Origin of the sequence: Bacillus sp. AK25 (assembly GCF_048270685.1) — a bacterium.
Classification (GTDB): Bacteria; Bacillota; Bacilli; order Bacillales; family Bacillaceae; genus Bacillus; species Bacillus altitudinis.
Genome location: NZ_JBLUWC010000001.1, coordinates 1732536 through 1748860, shown reverse-complemented (window position 1 = coordinate 1748860; position 16325 = coordinate 1732536). Strand labels below are relative to the sequence as shown.

Sequence of the window (16325 nt, the reverse complement as noted above, 5' to 3'; positions counted from 1 at the left end):
GATGAAATGGCGATTAACAGGCAGATACATGGTCTCTGTCATTATCGTGACCATTATCACGGTCTTTATTAACTTATTTGGATTCATGATATGGCTTGTACTACAAGCAAGCAGTCAGCAAAACGAAGAAAATACGCCGGAAACCTTCACAAGAACATTTGAACAATACATCACCTTGTCTGATCAAAATATCACTGTGAGTAAAGAAGGACAGCAAGCCTTAAAACAACAAAATGCGTGGATTCAAATATTAGACGAAAATGGACAAGACGTCTATCATGCATTAGCACCTAAAGGCTTAAAGAGCAAATACACACCTATAGAAATTGTAAACTTACATAAATATAAAGATAAGCAATTGATGTCGACGATCTATGCTGGGGGGAAAAATGGAAAGGGTAAGGAATACAGCTACTTCATCGGATTTAAGGACCCTTCCATCGGAAAATATTTATTTTCTTTTGATACGAAAGAATTAATAGCGCAATTCAATATCGGGACGATGATTTTATTATCGATTGATGCCATCATTGCCTTATTCATTGGATACTTATTCAGCCGGCAACTCATCAAACCGCTCGGCCGTGCCATTTACGGCATTCAGCGGCTCGCAAACGGAGATTATACGACGAAGCTGCCAACGAAGGGGATATATAAAGATGTGTTCTATAATGTCAATCACTTATCCGAGCAGCTCGCTTCAAGTCAAAAAGAAAAAGACAAATTAGAGCAAATGCGAGAAGAGTGGATCAGTCATATTTCTCATGATATTAAAACACCATTATCCTCTATTCAAGGCTATGCAGAAATCATGAAAGATCCAAATTATCCTCTTTCAGAACAAGATATCAGACATTACGCTGACATCATTGAGAATAAATCACTGTACATCAAAGATGTGATGGAGGATCTCAATTTAACAACAAGGCTGAAAAATAACGACGTGATGCTGCATAAAGAGCTGGTGAACATTGTGCCATTGCTGCGTGAAACGTTAATTGATATCCTCAACGATTCGAGATATGCAGATCAGACCATTGAGCTGCAAACGAATGTAGACAAGCTTATGCTGAATATTGATACGATCCTCATACGAAGAGCGGTCACCAATCTCATTTTAAATGCCCTTGTTCACAATGATGCTGATGTGAAAATCATTGTACAGCTTGAACAAAAAGAACATACCCACATCACCATTCAAGACAACGGCAAAGGAATTGAAGAGGCAGAGCTAGAAAAAGTGTTTGACCGCTACTATAGAGGGACGAATACAGGAGGGACACATGTAGGCTCAGGTCTTGGAATGGCGATTGCAAAAGATATCATCCAAAAACACGGGGGAGATATGACAATACAAAGTATAATAGGAGAAGGAACAACGATTGATATCCAATTACCCGCTTAAACGGACATACAAAAAACGGTTCTGCTCAATCACAGAACCGTTTTTTCTAACTCTTATTCTGAAAACACTTTAATGCCTTTCACAATGTTCCAAATGAAGAAGTAGATCGCCACAAGGAATGTCACAGCATACGTTGCAATTAAGAACGGACCAGCATGACTGATATCGTTCATGCCAAGTAAACCTGAACCGGCAATACCAAGACCGAAAATCAAATAAGGAATAATATGTGTCCAAAGTGATTTTTTCGCATGGTATTTCACTTCGTCTTTTCCTAAGAAATAAACGATAATCGGAAATAGAAATGGTGCAAAAAAGATGCTGAAGTAACATAATGAAGACAAAATTTTATTTTCTCTCAAAGCTTTTCACCTCTATGATTGATTTAGAACAGAGGACCATTTAACTCATCCCTCAATTCCTTACAAACCCATTGTACAACCTCAACCTTAACTCGTATTAATCCGAACCTTACAGCAACCTTAAATATGTTAAACTGTAAAATGACAAGGAAAGATAAAATGATTCTGGGTATTTCAATCTATTTTTTCAGAAAAAAAATAGTTGACTTTGGTCATCCCTCTATTTAAAATAAAGTCGTAACCGATGCAGGAGTGTTACTGATATGATCAGGCACCACCAAGTCAGGTAAACAGATTGTACATTTGTACGTTGTTTGCTGAGATTTTGGTGTTTTTTTATGCTTTTTTAGCATTTTAGGTAAGGTGGGATGAGGATGTTCACCGTCGTTAAAGTTTTAAATAATAATATCGTATTAGCTCTAACAGAGGCTCAAAATGAAGTCGTTGTGTTTGGAACAGGAATAGGTTTTAAAAAGAAGAAAGGTGATACACTTGATGAGAGCGCTGTCAGTAAGACATTTTATTCTGATCAGACGTCTCCATTAGAATCTCAACTTGCCGCTATCCCAACTGATATCCTTTTATTAACTGAAAAAATCATTCGCGTAGGCGAAGAGATGTTGAATAAGAAGTTAGGTTCCAGCGCGCTCTTTTCGCTATCCGATCATCTCACCTTCGCTATTCAAAGGCACGAAGAAAAAATGGCGTATGAAAACCCCATTGTGTGGGAAATTCCACATCTCTATTTTCAAGAATATCAAGTCGGGAAAAAAGCACTGACAATTATTCAAAAGATGATGGGCATTTCTTTTGAAGATACTGAAGCTTCACTCATTGCCCTGCATTTTGTAAACGCTCAAATAGATGGTCAGTCTATGGGAGACACCATTAAGATGACTCACCTGACGAAAGAAATCGTCAAAATCATTCAAAATATTTTCGAGATGATATTGGATAAATCATCCATTAATTATTCGAGGTTTATTACCCACTTGAGATATTTTATTGTCAGGCAGGAAACCAATCAACCACCGCAGCAGATGGATGACTCGTTAAAAGAATTAATACAGGATCGTTATATGAAGAGTTATGCCTGCGGATTGATCATCAAAGAAATGTTAAAACGAGAATTCAATTGGAATGTGACAGAAGACGAACTTGTTTTTTTAGTCATCCATATTGAGCGAATCACAAAGGAACACCAAAAAAATAAATGATTTCTTTTAGGCGTGTTATGAAAAAGCATTAACCTAAACAAATCTCCATGAGAAAGAATGATCTTTTCTATGGTGGATTTTGTTTAGGTTTTTTTTGTGAAAATGAAGGGGTGAAAGCATGGAAAACAAAGAATTGGCTGGAAAAATTGTGAAATTAATTGGTGGAACCGAAAATATATCTCAAAGTTGGCATTGTATCACACGGCTAAGATTTAATCTCAACGATGAAAGTCAGGTAAAAGTAGATGAGCTGAAAACATTAGATGGTGTTTTAGGTGCTCAATTCCAAAGTGGACAGTTCCAAGTCATTATTGGAGCAAAGGTAGCAGAGGTTTATGAGGAAATCGATCATCTGGCCGGTCATAGTAGCAATGATTCTGCTCCTGTTAAAAACACGTCAAAGATGAACCCAATTGAAGTCGTATTCGATGTGATCAGCGGGATTTTCACACCTATTTTGCCAGCGATTGTTGGTAGTGGATTGATCAAAGGAATCATGGCACTGTTCGTTAGCTTAGGCTGGCTGACGGAGACAAGTTCTACCTATCAAGTACTTCAAATTTTTTCAAATGCTGTCTTTTACTTTTTACCTTTCCTCATTGCTTATTCGGCAGCGAAGAAATTTAAAACGCGAGAATCTCTTGCGCTCGCATTAGCAGGGATTTTACTATATCCAACGATGATCGAAGGTGCAGCAAAAGGAGCAGATCCGTTAAATTTATTAGGGTTAAGTATTCCACTAAATAATTACACATCTTCTGTATTACCAATTATTTTAGGTGTGCTATTACTAAGTTTTGTCGATAAGTGGATAACAAAAGCGATCCCAAAATCCTTAAGTATCGTATTTACACCGGTACTGAGCCTGATGATCACGGCTCCTCTTACACTGGCTTTTATCGCTCCTATTGGGAACGTTTCTGGGCAATATTTAGAAATCTTTTTCACTTCATTGTTCAATTTCGCTGGTCCGATTGCCGGTTTATTAATGGGGGGCCTTATGCCACTCATTGTGTTAACTGGAATGCATTACGCATTCTTCCCAAGCACGTTAGCCAGCTTTGAAAAAGTGGGTTACGATATCATGCTGCTTCCGATGAATTTCATTGCGAATATGGCACAAGCAGGCGCTGTGTTAGGTGTCATCATCCGCACCAAGCGGGTAGAAACAAGGTCTTTAGCACTTTCAACATTGCTTCCTAGTTTCTTCGGGATCACAGAACCAGCCATTTATGGAGTCACACTTAGACTAAAAAAACCTTTTTATGCTTCATTAATTGGCGGCGCAGTCGGTGGATGTTTTTACGGTTTATTTTCAGTTAAAACGACAGCCTTTTCGATCCCAGGCATTACTTCACTGCCAACTTACATTATGAAAGGGACAAATAATTTTCAGCTGGCTCTGATTGGAATCGCCCTTAGCTTCATCGTGTCACTTCTCATCACCATTCTCCTTGGATTTCAGGAGTCTGTAACGGCTTTTAACGAGCAAGCAGCAGAAAAGCCAAATCACACTGAGAGTACAGAGAATCAACAAATGTCTAAGCAAACAAACCCTTATGAAGTTCAAGCACCTATGAGTGGAAAGGTCATTCCTTTATCTGAAGTGAATGATTCCGTGTTCTCAAGTGAAATGATGGGGAAGGGAGTCGCAATTTTGCCTGATAAGGGGGTGGTACAAGCACCGTTCTCAGGAAAAGTAGTGACTGTTACACCTACTAAACATGCCATCGGACTCGTTTCAGATGATGGGATTGAATTATTGATCCACGTGGGGATTGATACGGTCAGCCTAAATGGCCAATTCTTTGATGTACTGGTAAAAGAGGGCGATAAGATAAAGACGGGGGATCATTTATTATCGTTTGATATAGAAGGCATTCAATCAAACCATTTAGATGTAGTGACACCTATTATCGTCACAAATTCAACGCAATACCTTGATGTGATTCATACAGGTGACGCTCATGTCACCGCAGGTCAAAATAAGCTCTTAATGCTTATTCACTAATATAAAGAGAAGGGATGATTGAAATGAAAGAATTAAAAAAAGGATTTTCAGATGATTTTTTATGGGGTGGCGCAACTGCTGCCAATCAAATAGAAGGCGCATACTTAGAAGGTGGCAAGGGCCTGTCGACGTCAGACTTTGCTGCATATAAAGATCCTTATGAAAAAGGAAAAGTGAACAACTTTACTTTCGATGTGAGTTCAGCTGAATTAACAAGATACAAGGAACAACCCGATGAATTTGATTTCCCGAAAAGACGTGGAATCGATTTTTACCATCGATATGAAGAGGATATTGCACTATTTGCAGAGATGGGCTTTAAAGTGTTTCGCTTGTCTATTTCATGGGCAAGAATCTTTCCAACTGGTTTAGAAGACAAGCCGAACGAAGAAGGATTGGCTTTTTACGATAACGTATTTGATGAGTGTGCGAAATATGGAATTGAACCGCTAGTCACGATGTCTCATTACGAAATGCCGATTACTTTAACAGAGAAATATAATGGCTGGATGAGTAGAGAGCTTGTCCCGTTGTTTGAAAAATATGCCCGTGCCATTTTAGAAAGATATAAAAATAAAGTGAAGTATTGGATTACATTCAATGAAATGAATATGAACCTCAACAGCCTTTACACCGGTGCTGGAATTTTAGAGGACCTAGTAGACCATAAATTACAGGCTGCGTATCAAGCATCACATCACCAATTTATCGCCAGCGCTCTCACAGTGAAGGCTGCAAAAGAAATCATTCCAAATGTCCAAATTGGCTGTATGATTAACCAAATTGAAGCCTATGCAAAAACAACGAAACCAGAGGACCAACTGCAAGCGGTAAAATCGAACCAATTGAATATGTTCTATCCGGATGTTCAAGCTAGAGGTGAATATCCAACATACATGGTGAAATATTTTGCTGACAACGACATCAAACTTGATATCGAAGAGCAGGATGAGCAAATTTTGAAAGAGGGCATCGTTGATTTTGTGGCGATCAGCTACTATATGTCCCACGTAGCAGAAGCACGAGAAGATGCAGCCGAGCTAGCGGGTACATTTGATAGTCCGATCAAAAATGAGCATTTGGAGTTATCACAATGGGATTGGCCAATTGATCCAATGGGTCTGCGCATTTCATTAATTAAACTGTATGACAGATACCAAAAACCTCTATTTGTTTGTGAAAACGGACTTGGCGCAAGAGATACATTGACACCAGACGGAGAAATTCACGATGATTATCGAATTGATTATTTAAAACAACATATTGAACAGATGAAAGAAGCAGTCAAAGAAGGTGTCGACTTAATGGGGTATACACCATGGGGTTGTATTGACTTAATTAGCTGCGGAACATCTCAAATGAGTAAACGCTATGGCTTGATCTATGTAGATCAAGACGACAGAGGGAATGGGACATTAAATCGTTACAAAAAAGATTCCTTCTACTGGTACAAAAAAGTGATTGCAACAAATGGGGAAGATTTATCATAATCCAGATGGAATGATGATGACACCATTGCATCCGCCTTAATTGGTCGGGTACGATGGTGTTTTTTTGTTTACCGAAAAGTAACCTCAATTATGTCATGGCAAGCGCTAGAGATCTCTTTGCTACAATCATTTGATAACAAAAGTTGGCCAAAAAATGTTTCACCTTGACCTTGAAGTATAGTTCAACCTTTATAATGTACATATAGTAAAACAAAATAATAAAAAAGGAGTAACGATGGAGTTGATGACTAGAGGAGAACTTGCCAAAAAAACAGGAGTAAGTCCTGCCGCAATTCGTTACTATGAAGAGCACAACATATTACCTGCTCCAAGACGACGTTCAAACGGTTACAGACTCTATACAGACGACTATGTTGTGAAAATTCAATTGATCAAAGATGCGAAAACGCTCGGTTATTCATTAAAAGAAATAGCTGAAATTATGGACATGCTAAGTCAAGACATAGACCTTGATACCCTAAGACAAATTGTCCATCTTAAACATGAAGAAATTGAAAAGAAAATTAAAAGCCTTCGTCTCATTCAAGACCTTTTATCTAACTTATTAAAAACCCCTGAAAAAAAAGTACAAGTCTACTTGGAATCATTTCGTGTTCCAAAGCAGGATGATCAATAAACCTATGGTGAAGGAGAGAAAAAAATGAGTGTAGAAATGTATCATGGTGAACGTTCTAAAGAAAGTATTCAATTTGAAACATTATTCGCTTCGCAAAGTAATAAAGAGAGTTTTTCTAGTATCGAACAGACAAAAAAATTTCTTGAGCAAAAAGGAATTGAAAATACGCAGCCTTATGCCATTGGGGATGATGTGAATTTAATCAGTGAGGTACAAGAGCAGACTTTCGAAGGCATGCAAGTTTTCACATTGAATGAACAAGCATCACAAAATCAAAAAGTCATTCTCTATCTACATGGTGGCGCGTGGACAAATCAGCCTTTGAATGTCCATTGGTGGTTCATGGATAAAATGGCGCAATCACTAGGTGCGAAAGTAGTCGCTCCTATTTACCCAAAAGTACCTCATTATAGCAACCAGGATACGTATCCGAAAATGCTTAACCTATATAAAGACCTTCTGAAAACTTCCGGAAGTGCCAATCAATTGACGATCATGGGAGATTCAGCTGGCGGAAACATCTCACTTGGTCTTGCGCACTTTTTAAAGAAAGAGGATCTGCCGCAGCCAAAGGATATCGTGTTACTATCTGCGTGTGTGGATATGAGCATGAGCAACCCTCTCATTTTTGAATATGCAAAAAAGGACCCGATTCTAGGTCATGAAGGAATGGAAGTCATCACAAAATTGTGGGCAGCTGATCAAAGTCTCACAGATCCATTGATCAGTCCCATATACGGCGACTTCAAAGGACTAGCAAAGATCACTCATTTCATTGGAACACATGATATGTTATATCCAGATGCCATCAAGCTTGATGAAAAATTAACAGCACAAGGAATAGACATCAAAACCTTTGTTTATCCTGAAATGCTGCATGTGTTTGTTGTCATGCCAATTCCAGAAGCGGCAGATGCTCTGAAGAAAATCATTCAAGTGATCAATCGTTAGGGATTTAGTTCACACCTAGAAAGGGTACATGTTCTGATGTAAATAGGCGAAAAGGCTGCTTACTTAAAAGCAGCCTTTTTCAATTGAATATGAAATAAATTCAAAATGGCCATTCACTACAGATTAAACGGTCTTTTGGCTGGTTAGTAAAGGAGAGTGAAGTTCAGTTCATCACCTCATGTTTGATATAATACATACGAGCAGTGAGGCGAAAGGGGAAACGCGATGAAAACGTTTGATCTATCACAAGAAGATATCGAATTAATAGACGAAGCAAAAAAGAAGATAATCAGTCTTTATGAAGATGACAAGCATCATGTAGGAGCAGCTATCCGGATGAAAACAGGAGAAATCATATCAGCTGTCCATATAGAAGCCTATATCGGACGGGTAACTGTTTGTGCAGAAGCCATTGCGATTGGCAGCGCTTTATCGAATGGATACAAAGATTTTGATACAATTGTTGCAGTGAGACACCCTTATTCAGATGAAAAAGATAGAAGAATTAGAGTAGTCAGCCCTTGTGGCATCTGCCGAGAGCTCATTTCAGACTTTGGACCAACATGTTTTGTCATCCTTGATATGGATGGGGAGCTGGTCAAGGTGAAAATCGAAGAACTCATTCCGCTCAAATATACTAGAAGCTGATGTACGACATAAAGATAAAGTAGGAAAAGGGATATAGCAAACGTTACATGTGATCCTTGCTACATCCAAGATGACTGAAAAAGCGTTCAACAAAAGCGGCCCCATGTATGTTCTCCATATATTTCGTGTTAAAAATATACTGTTCCATTTGTTCAAGCTTCCACAGACTCCGCACTAGTATTTTCCGATCATGATCAGACAGAGTAGGATCATCATCTATCTTCTCTAAGGCCTTTTTCACACGTGCAGATACATGTTCAACATATAAATGGTTTTTGGATGCTGGCGGAATACATACCGCTAGGTCACAGCCTAAAAAACGAACACCATCAAGGGTGCAGTTTTCAAAATTGGCGATCAGCTTTTGTTTGCCATTTCCCTCAAACGTTATATCTATTAGCTTACCAGCAAAGGTACAATTGACGATGTTCGCTGCCTGTAAAACACGGTCATTGAATCTACAATTAGAGAAAGTACAATCGATAAACGTAGCATTCTCCAATGTCATTCCCCTCATATCGCAGGAAGAAAATTCGCAATTGGTGAAGACAGCTTCGTTTTTGCCAATGCCCACAGAGCGCAAGTCTGAATGACTAAAAGTACAATGATCAATCGTACTACCGGCAAAAAATCTCGCATTCGTCAGATCACACGTATCAAATACAAGATGATCCAAGTGACAGCTCCAAAAAATAGGAGAACGAACATTTGAGTTGATGATTGTCGTTCTGCTGATTGTTTCGTTTTCATACCTGGTCACATCAGAAAATGCTTCGTTGTCTACTGATATACCAGACTCAAGTCTTCTCATCGCTATCACCCTATCATTTCTTCAGAAATTTTTCACCATCATGATGTTCATTCAGCAAGTTCATTTTCCATCAGCTCTTGTCTTTGACTCAAGTTTATATCACAAAACAATATGCGTTTAATGGACCTTTTGTGATATGAGGAATCAAAGATTTTCGCATTGATGTCTATTATGCCAAAGCTAGTGATTCGTTTAGAGTGCATATCGTGATATATTTCAGCAGTCTCTTTGTTTTGGATAAATAGATTCCCTGGTAAATCACAAAAACCTAAACACATCTCCATTGTTATAATGGTGGATTTTGTTTAGGTTTTTTAGCGATTGAATCGTTTACGAAGAACTAGGCATGAGACAGTAAATACTGCGAAAGCACCCGCTGATCCAGCAGCAAACACCAGCTCAGTTTGCTCTGGTTTGACTTTGAATAACAAAGGGATAGAAAGAATAAGTGCGGCACCACTAAAGCCTAATCCTAATATCAACATGGCAAACAATTTATTCATAGAAACACCTCTTACACTTAGAGTGAGAACAATGGAGCCCTACTGATCTAAGTATCATTGTTATGATTCGACAACCTTTAATCGTCCTAAATGGAGTGTATCATATGATGTTGGGCGATTGGTTTCTTTTCATGAAAACACAATCGTACAACAAACGATTTTGAACGAACACTGTTCTTTACGAACGATGTTCGTTATAATATAAATGAAATGGAATTTAAAACGATTTCCACAAAGGGATGAGGAGATGCAGAAGATGACGTCATTATCTAAGAATCAAAAGCAAATCGCTATCATCGGAGGAGGACCTGGGGGACTAACACTTGCCTTAATTTTGCAAAATTACGGTATACAAACAACCATTTATGAACGAGAGATGCATGACAAGAGCCTTGAACGAGGCGGCTCACTGGATATTCACGAAGAAACAGGTCAAAAAGCCTTAAAAGAAGCAGGAGTTTATGAGAAATTTCAAAAGAACGCCCGCTATGAAGGGGAAGATTTCCGATTACTTGATAAATCAGGAAGAATTTATTTAGATGAAGAAACGGAATCAGATCAAACAGGTACTCGCCCGGAAATTGATCGTGGTGTGTTATGTGAACTACTGTTAGAACAAATTGATGCTGAAACCATCAAATATGGATATAAACTAGAAAGATGCGTTTCATTAGAAAGTGGTATGACAGAGCTTCATTTTGAAAACGGGGTTGTCGAGACAGTTGATCTTTTAATTGGGGCAGATGGTGCTTTTTCTCGTGTGCGTCCTCTGTTAACAGATATTGAGATTGAATACTCTGGGCTCACGATGCTAGAACTGAATGTCTTAAGCGTAGAGGAGAACCATCCTGATTTAGCTGAATTTAATAAACGAGGTAAGATGTTTGCTTTGGCAGACCACAAAGGACTGATTGGGCAGTTAAACGGAGATGGCCGAATCAAAGTGTATGCAAGCCTTATGGTAGAACGCAACTGGATCGAGACTTGTGGTATACCGTTTCATCAAGCGAAAGAAGCAAAAGAACAATTATTAGCGTTATTTAGTGATTGGGATGATCAGCTGAAAAACTATATTCGTTATGCAGAAGATGCCATCATTCCAAGACGGATTTATACGCTTCCTACCAGTTTTAAATGGAATCGTCATAAAGGAGTAACGCTTATCGGTGATGCAGCTCACGTCATGTCGCCATTCGCAGGCGAGGGTGTGAACATGGCGATGTTTGATGCAAGGGAGCTAGCACTTGCTATTGTCCGACATTCTCATCATTTTGAAAAGGCGATTGAAGAATACGAAGACATGATGTACGAATATTCATCGAAAAAAGCTAATGAATCGGAGAATAGTTTAAAACTGTGTTTTTCAAATGACGCTGCGGTCAAGCTTGCAGATATGATGAATTCTTTTCAAAAGGATGATGATTGATGCTCAATTTACTATTTTACTTTGACATGTTATAAAGAGAGTATGAACAATTCAAATCGTCGTATGATCAGTCGCCGGTCTCGGCCGGCTAAAGAACCCTTAAGCCGTGAGCTTATTGTGAAAACGGCCTATGAGCTTCTTAAGGAGCATGGGATAGAGGGCATGAGTATGCGTAAGGTGGCTAAAGCACTCGATACGGGACCTGCATCCTTGTATGTCTACGTGAACAATGTTCAAGAACTCAGTGCTTACGTATTGGATTATGGTCTCGGACAAATGGTCTATCCAGATTCAAAGGATAGCACATGGAAAGAACAGTTATTCGACATATTGCATACTTATTTCCTCCTGCTATTCGAAAAACCTGGTCTCGCTGAAATTTCTCTTTCCACCATTCCACAAGGAACGAACTTTCTTCAGTTGACCGAACGTATTCTCGCTGCATTGCATGAAGGCGGGATCAAATCTACATCTGCAGCATGGGGAGTAGACCTATTGCTGTTATACGTATCTTCTGTAGCATACGAAAAGGTCTCTTGGAAGAAACAAGGCTCTTCACAGATTTCAGACACAAAAAAAGCATTTCTTCAAGCAGACAAAACGCAGTTTCCTTTCATTCATCGTGTAAAAGAAGAAATGTTTGCAGGTGATACCGTATCAATGGAACGGTTCCGATGGGGAATTGACGTCATTTTGTATGGCATCCAGCAGGAAGACAATTAGAAAGGAGCACAAGCAAAAAGCAGTCAATGGCTGCTTTTTTTATGTGGTGATTTTCATATTTGTGATCTTGTGAGCATTACAATATATAAATAAATCTATATATTGTTTTTATATATAAAAAATTATATAATCTAGTGGAATAAAAAAATGAGGTGCTTAGGCATGGAACATATTAAAAAGTTATTAGAGAGTTATATTCCTTTAGCAAAATCTACTGCAAAAATGTTTGGACCAAATTGTGAAGTGGTGATTCATGATTTAACGAATCCTCAAGCATCTGTCATGTTTACAGTAAATAACCATGTGACAGGAAGAGAAATCGGCCAATCATTTGATCATCTAGTCAAGACTGTATTACAATCAGAAGATTTTAAAGAAGATTATTTGGCTGGTTATACATTTGTAACAGAAGATAAGCGTACGATTCGTTCTTCGACTTCATTAATACGTGATTCAAAGCAAAAAGTGATCGGAGCTTTCTGTATCAATTTTGATGTTGAAGCACTGAATCAAATGCAGCAATTTATGGATACTTTTCTTACTACACAAGTGGAAGCTCAAGAGAAAGAAACAACATCAAATGATGATCTTGAAAATGTGGAAGAAATCGTCGATCAATTGATTCAACAAATCATTCAAAACAGTGTTCATCCAGTCATGAAACGCCATGAAAAAATTGAACTAATCAAATTCATGGATGAAAAGGGCATTTTTTTAATGAAAGGATCTGTTGAGAAGGTCGCATCTATGTTAGGCATTTCCAAAGTAACCGTCTATAGCTATTTGGATGAAATCAAAAATAAATCGAGGTAAGGAGTGTCAAAATGGAAAGCGTACTCGAGGTAGGAAATCTAAAATCAAACGGACACTATGCATTCGCAACCATTCATCAAAACACGGTCTATGTGTCGGGACAATTTGCCATCAATCCTGAAACGACAGAAAAAGAGTTCGGCCCCATTGAAAAAGAGACATTACAAGCGCTTAAGAATGTAGAGATGATTGTAGAGACTGCTGGAAGTAAAAAAGAAAAGATTTTGCGCATGACATTATACATTTCAGATATTGAATTATGGGACAAAGTAGATGCGGTTTATACCGAATTTTTCGGTGAACATAAACCAGCACGTACGATTGTACCAACGAATGAATTACATTTTGGTTTCAAAATTGAAATGGATGCCATTGCATATGTTTAGAATATTTTTTTGACCACCCTATATAAAAAATTATATTTTGTATAAAAAAATATTCAAAGGGGCAGATGAAGAATGAATCAATTAAGTTGTAACGATTGCGGGAAAAAATATGAGATGACACCAACTCTATGGAAATGTGATTGTGGTGGAGTATTCAATCTAGTGAAAGATACCCCGAAAATAGACGTCACAGCTTGGGAGCACTATCCAAATTCATTATGGCGTTATGTTGAAACCATGCCATTTTCAAAAGGTTCTAAGACGTGGGAAACTGTGACAATGGGCGAGGGCCAATCTCCTTTAATCGTTCTAGATCCTAATGAGCCAAACACTTATGTAAAAGTTGATTATATGATGCCTACACTATCATTTAAAGACCGTGGAGCAGCTGTGTTAATGACAAAAGCTAAGGAATTAGGGGTAACAAAAGTCATTGCTGATAGCAGCGGGAATGCAGGAACGGCAATTGCTGCGTATGCGGCGCGTTGTGGTATTGCCTGTGACATCTATCTAAGTGATCAAACGTCACCTAAAAAAGTTGCTCAAATAAAAGCCCACGGAGCAACGATTAAAGAAATTCATGGTACACGAGAGGACATTGCAGCTGCGGCCCAAAAGGCAGTAGACGAGGAAAACGTTTTTTATGCAAGCCATGTCTATAACCCTTATTTTTTCGAAGGTACAAAAACATACGCCTATGAAATCTATGAGCAACTAAAAGGAGCACCGGATGCTTTAATCATTCCGGTTGGAAACGGCACTCTGCTGCTCGGTGCGTATTATGGCTTTAGAGAGTTATTCGAAAATGGTCTCATTCATAAAATACCGAAAATTGTTGCTGTACAAGCAAAGAACTGTGCACCACTTGTGAAAGCTTTTCAACATGCGGAGGAATCAGCAACGCCTGTGACAAATAAAGGGACTGTAGCAGAAGGAATCGCTATTGCTGCCCCGGCTCGCTCCAAACAAATTTTAGAAGCTGTATACAAGACGACTGGTACGTTCATTGATATTGAAGAAGAAGAAATTCTACATGCACGCTCTAAACTGAGTGAGAAAGGATTTTATGTAGAGGTGACATCTGCCATCAATTTTGCTGGCTACATGAAATATCAAAAGGAATCAGAAGAAACCATCATCATTCCTCTTTGTGGTGCAGGGATTAAATCAAAATAACCTTAGGACTCCGTTGCGTGCCTCGTTGTCCTATTATAGGATCAATCAGGAGTAATATTTGCGAATGTTGAATACATTGACCATCACAATTTGAAAACGGAAGAATGATTCGTGGAAATGGATTTTACTTATTGCGAAGCACATTGGTCTTGCACCGACTTCCATGATTTTAGATGCAAATTAGCAGCATGTATCGGTATGAATTTAGATGAAATGGAGGGAGTTGGCGGGGACATACCCTTTGAAAACTTTACAGATGACATCATTCCTTTGCTGGATCTTTCCGGATTCTGATAGTTACTTAATGCCAGAGGTTTGTCAAACTGTTGCAGTTAGATTGCGTCAACTGATCCAAAATTGGCCAGGTGATGATATGGATAAAATGAACGATCTCTATCTGGCAGTGGGAATGGAATTGGCACATCAACAAAATGAGCCATTAGTATTTATATAATGTAAAGGGAATTTTTACGGGATCAATTGATTCTTTCCCTCAATAAAATAGAGGTCAAGGATAAAGTTCGTAAAACCATGTCTTAATTGACATGGTTTTTTGCTTGCAATAAAGTACGAAAGCGATATTATAACATATTCAAACAGCTCGACATTACACAATAACCAAAGCATAAGCAGAAAATTGGTTTGCAAAAAAATGTTGGTACTGGTAATTAAAACCCCCTAATGACTCATGATAGCATAAATCCAACAGCATGCTGGCACAAAAATGATAGCAATTATGATCCAAAAATAGAATTTCCTTAAGGTGAAATGAAAGGGGAGCATAACTAGCAGTCATGATATCTCGACTGTTTCGTGCCAGAATTCCTGCTTTGTTAGGGATTCCGTTTATTGCCTCACTTTTGCTAGAAATATTTATACTTACACAATCACCACACATTGATAATAGCTCCATTATGGCATGGTTTGGAATAGCAGGTATAAGTGTCATCAATTTTATAGGTACTTTATTGTTATATCGAGCCTTTGTAAAGGGGACTTTATCCATTGTATCTCCTATCGGCTCAGGATTCACTGTTATAACTGCAATTCTCGCTTTTGTTGGGAACGCGTTGAAAAAGACCAAAAGATTAAACTCTTTTGGTCTTTTTCATACATTCTAAGTAAAGCTTTGTAAAAATAAATTGACTTTAATCTATTTAGTTGGTTACTTTATTTATTATTGAGACTTCAATCATTAAAAGAATACGAGATTTTTAAATTCACACTACAAAGATGGAGATGGGAAGTATGCTTAAAATTAGAGCAGCCAACGATTCAGATCTGATTGAAATATTAGATATTTATAACCAAGGGATTATTGATAAAATAGCCACTTTAGAAGTTGAAAAAAAAGATATCATTTACATGACAAAATGGTTCACTGATCGATCTGAAAAATATAAAATTCTTGTTGCTGAATTAAATTCACAGGTAGTAGGGTGGGTGGCACTTAACCCATACTCTCATCGACGTGCTTATCAAGGTGTTGCTGATTTATCTATATATATCCGTCGTAATCAAAGAGGGAAAGGTATTGGTAAAGCACTCTTATCTAATATAGAAAAAGAAGCAGTTAAATCTCAAATACATAAAATTGTCTTATTCACCTTCCCTTTTAATGAATTAGGACAAGGTTTATATAAATCAATGGGGTATAGGGAAGTAGGCATATTCAAAGAACACGGGAAATCCGATAATGATTATGTTGATGTAATGGCTATGGAAAAAATACTAACTAATTAAGCAGATCCCAAAAGAGGCCTGCT

Annotated in this window: 18 protein-coding genes; 14 read left to right on the top strand and 4 right to left on the bottom strand. The window is 38.1% G+C overall.

Going from position 1 to position 16325, the window contains the following annotated elements:
- Position 1 precedes the first annotated feature (1 nt).
- Positions 2-1405 (top strand): ATP-binding protein, encoded by a 1404-nt coding sequence (locus ACNO7B_RS09005; protein WP_417901433.1) that lies wholly within the window; start codon positions 2-4, stop codon positions 1403-1405.
- Between the two features lie 53 nt (positions 1406-1458).
- On the opposite strand, the gene ACNO7B_RS09000 is transcribed toward ACNO7B_RS09005, so the two are convergent.
- Complete coding sequence (locus ACNO7B_RS09000) at positions 1459-1767, bottom strand: DUF4870 domain-containing protein (RefSeq protein ID WP_007499277.1); 309 nt, start codon at positions 1765-1767, stop codon at positions 1459-1461.
- Positions 1768-2141: 374 nt separating this feature from the next.
- On the opposite strand from ACNO7B_RS09000, the gene ACNO7B_RS08995 reads away from it, so the two are divergent.
- From ACNO7B_RS08995 to ACNO7B_RS08970, 6 genes are all read left to right on the top strand, one after another.
- Positions 2142-2984, top strand: coding sequence for a PRD domain-containing protein (locus ACNO7B_RS08995; RefSeq protein WP_008343748.1), 843 nt, complete (start codon positions 2142-2144; stop codon positions 2982-2984).
- A 118-nt stretch (positions 2985-3102) separates the two neighbouring features.
- A complete protein-coding gene (locus ACNO7B_RS08990; RefSeq protein ID WP_144684258.1) occupies positions 3103-4995 on the top strand; it encodes a beta-glucoside-specific PTS transporter subunit IIABC in 1893 nt (630 codons plus the stop codon).
- Between the two features lie 14 nt (positions 4996-5009).
- Entirely contained in the window at positions 5010-6485 is a 1476-nt protein-coding gene (locus ACNO7B_RS08985; RefSeq protein ID WP_417901432.1) for a glycoside hydrolase family 1 protein, read from the top strand.
- Between the two features lie 235 nt (positions 6486-6720).
- Positions 6721-7122, top strand: coding sequence for a MerR family transcriptional regulator (locus tag ACNO7B_RS08980; RefSeq protein ID WP_081114679.1), 402 nt, complete (start codon positions 6721-6723; stop codon positions 7120-7122).
- A 24-nt stretch (positions 7123-7146) separates the two neighbouring features.
- The gene (locus ACNO7B_RS08975) at positions 7147-8073 is read left to right on the top strand and encodes an alpha/beta hydrolase (protein WP_366968795.1); all 927 of its coding nucleotides are present in this window, start codon (positions 7147-7149) and stop codon (positions 8071-8073) included.
- 225 nt (positions 8074-8298) lie between these two features.
- On the top strand, positions 8299-8721 hold the full coding sequence (locus ACNO7B_RS08970; RefSeq protein WP_017367347.1) for a cytidine deaminase: 423 nt from the start codon (positions 8299-8301) through the stop codon (positions 8719-8721).
- Positions 8722-8764: 43 nt separating this feature from the next.
- Here ACNO7B_RS08970 and ACNO7B_RS08965 read toward each other — a convergent pair whose 3' ends face one another.
- Both ACNO7B_RS08965 and ACNO7B_RS08960 read right to left on the bottom strand, forming a co-directional pair.
- Positions 8765-9532, bottom strand: a complete 768-nt coding sequence (locus ACNO7B_RS08965) for a pentapeptide repeat-containing protein (RefSeq protein WP_417901431.1) — start codon at positions 9530-9532, stop codon at positions 8765-8767.
- Between the two features lie 314 nt (positions 9533-9846).
- On the bottom strand, positions 9847-10035 hold the full coding sequence (locus ACNO7B_RS08960; protein ID WP_282833675.1) for a hypothetical protein: 189 nt from the start codon (positions 10033-10035) through the stop codon (positions 9847-9849).
- A 256-nt stretch (positions 10036-10291) separates the two neighbouring features.
- On the opposite strand from ACNO7B_RS08960, the gene ACNO7B_RS08955 reads away from it, so the two are divergent.
- From ACNO7B_RS08955 to ACNO7B_RS08930, 6 genes are all read left to right on the top strand, one after another.
- Positions 10292-11461, top strand: a complete 1170-nt coding sequence (locus ACNO7B_RS08955; protein WP_417901430.1) for an FAD-dependent oxidoreductase — start codon at positions 10292-10294, stop codon at positions 11459-11461.
- Between the two features lie 63 nt (positions 11462-11524).
- Positions 11525-12184, top strand: coding sequence for a TetR/AcrR family transcriptional regulator (locus tag ACNO7B_RS08950; RefSeq protein ID WP_268382097.1), 660 nt, complete (start codon positions 11525-11527; stop codon positions 12182-12184).
- A 162-nt stretch (positions 12185-12346) separates the two neighbouring features.
- Positions 12347-12997 carry a helix-turn-helix transcriptional regulator gene (locus ACNO7B_RS08945; protein WP_046343659.1) on the top strand — a complete coding sequence of 217 codons (651 nt, stop codon included), beginning with the start codon at positions 12347-12349 and terminating at the stop codon, positions 12995-12997.
- A gap of 11 nt (positions 12998-13008) precedes the next feature.
- A complete protein-coding gene (locus ACNO7B_RS08940; RefSeq protein WP_417901429.1) occupies positions 13009-13383 on the top strand; it encodes a RidA family protein in 375 nt (124 codons plus the stop codon).
- 72 nt (positions 13384-13455) lie between these two features.
- Positions 13456-14559, top strand: a complete 1104-nt coding sequence (locus ACNO7B_RS08935) for a threonine synthase (protein ID WP_417901428.1) — start codon at positions 13456-13458, stop codon at positions 14557-14559.
- Between the two features lie 241 nt (positions 14560-14800).
- A complete protein-coding gene (locus ACNO7B_RS08930) occupies positions 14801-15013 on the top strand; it encodes a hypothetical protein (RefSeq protein ID WP_417901427.1) in 213 nt (70 codons plus the stop codon).
- 153 nt (positions 15014-15166) lie between these two features.
- On the opposite strand, the gene ACNO7B_RS08925 is transcribed toward ACNO7B_RS08930, so the two are convergent.
- Positions 15167-15565, bottom strand: coding sequence for a hypothetical protein (locus ACNO7B_RS08925; RefSeq protein WP_417901426.1), 399 nt, complete (start codon positions 15563-15565; stop codon positions 15167-15169).
- A 233-nt stretch (positions 15566-15798) separates the two neighbouring features.
- On the opposite strand from ACNO7B_RS08925, the gene ACNO7B_RS08920 reads away from it, so the two are divergent.
- Positions 15799-16302 (top strand): arsinothricin resistance N-acetyltransferase ArsN1 family A, encoded by a 504-nt coding sequence (locus ACNO7B_RS08920; protein WP_417901425.1) that lies wholly within the window; start codon positions 15799-15801, stop codon positions 16300-16302.
- Positions 16303-16325: the final 23 nt, after the last annotated feature.

Bases quoted from the DNA above. Each gene is read 5' to 3' on its own strand.
- ACNO7B_RS08945 (WP_046343659.1), top strand. From the start codon at position 12,347: ATGGAACATATTAAAAAGTTATTAGAGAGTTATATTCCTTTAGCAAAA.
- ACNO7B_RS08960 (WP_282833675.1), bottom strand. From the start codon at position 10,035: ATGAATAAATTGTTTGCCATGTTGATATTAGGATTAGGCTTTAGTGGT.
- ACNO7B_RS08995 (WP_008343748.1), top strand. From the start codon at position 2,142: ATGTTCACCGTCGTTAAAGTTTTAAATAATAATATCGTATTAGCTCTA.
- ACNO7B_RS08940 (WP_417901429.1), top strand. From the start codon at position 13,009: ATGGAAAGCGTACTCGAGGTAGGAAATCTAAAATCAAACGGACACTAT.
- ACNO7B_RS08925 (WP_417901426.1), bottom strand. From the start codon at position 15,565: ATGGATAAAGTCCCCTTTACAAAGGCTCGATATAACAATAAAGTACCT.
- ACNO7B_RS08980 (WP_081114679.1), top strand. From the start codon at position 6,721: ATGGAGTTGATGACTAGAGGAGAACTTGCCAAAAAAACAGGAGTAAGT.
- ACNO7B_RS08935 (WP_417901428.1), top strand. From the start codon at position 13,456: ATGAATCAATTAAGTTGTAACGATTGCGGGAAAAAATATGAGATGACA.
- ACNO7B_RS09005 (WP_417901433.1), top strand. From the start codon at position 2: ATGAAATGGCGATTAACAGGCAGATACATGGTCTCTGTCATTATCGTG.
- ACNO7B_RS08955 (WP_417901430.1), top strand. From the start codon at position 10,292: ATGACGTCATTATCTAAGAATCAAAAGCAAATCGCTATCATCGGAGGA.
- ACNO7B_RS08965 (WP_417901431.1), bottom strand. From the start codon at position 9,532: ATGAGAAGACTTGAGTCTGGTATATCAGTAGACAACGAAGCATTTTCT.
- ACNO7B_RS08920 (WP_417901425.1), top strand. From the start codon at position 15,799: ATGGGAAGTATGCTTAAAATTAGAGCAGCCAACGATTCAGATCTGATT.
- ACNO7B_RS08950 (WP_268382097.1), top strand. From the start codon at position 11,525: ATGATCAGTCGCCGGTCTCGGCCGGCTAAAGAACCCTTAAGCCGTGAG.
- ACNO7B_RS08975 (WP_366968795.1), top strand. From the start codon at position 7,147: ATGAGTGTAGAAATGTATCATGGTGAACGTTCTAAAGAAAGTATTCAA.
- ACNO7B_RS08970 (WP_017367347.1), top strand. From the start codon at position 8,299: ATGAAAACGTTTGATCTATCACAAGAAGATATCGAATTAATAGACGAA.
- ACNO7B_RS08985 (WP_417901432.1), top strand. From the start codon at position 5,010: ATGATTGAAATGAAAGAATTAAAAAAAGGATTTTCAGATGATTTTTTA.
- ACNO7B_RS08990 (WP_144684258.1), top strand. From the start codon at position 3,103: ATGGAAAACAAAGAATTGGCTGGAAAAATTGTGAAATTAATTGGTGGA.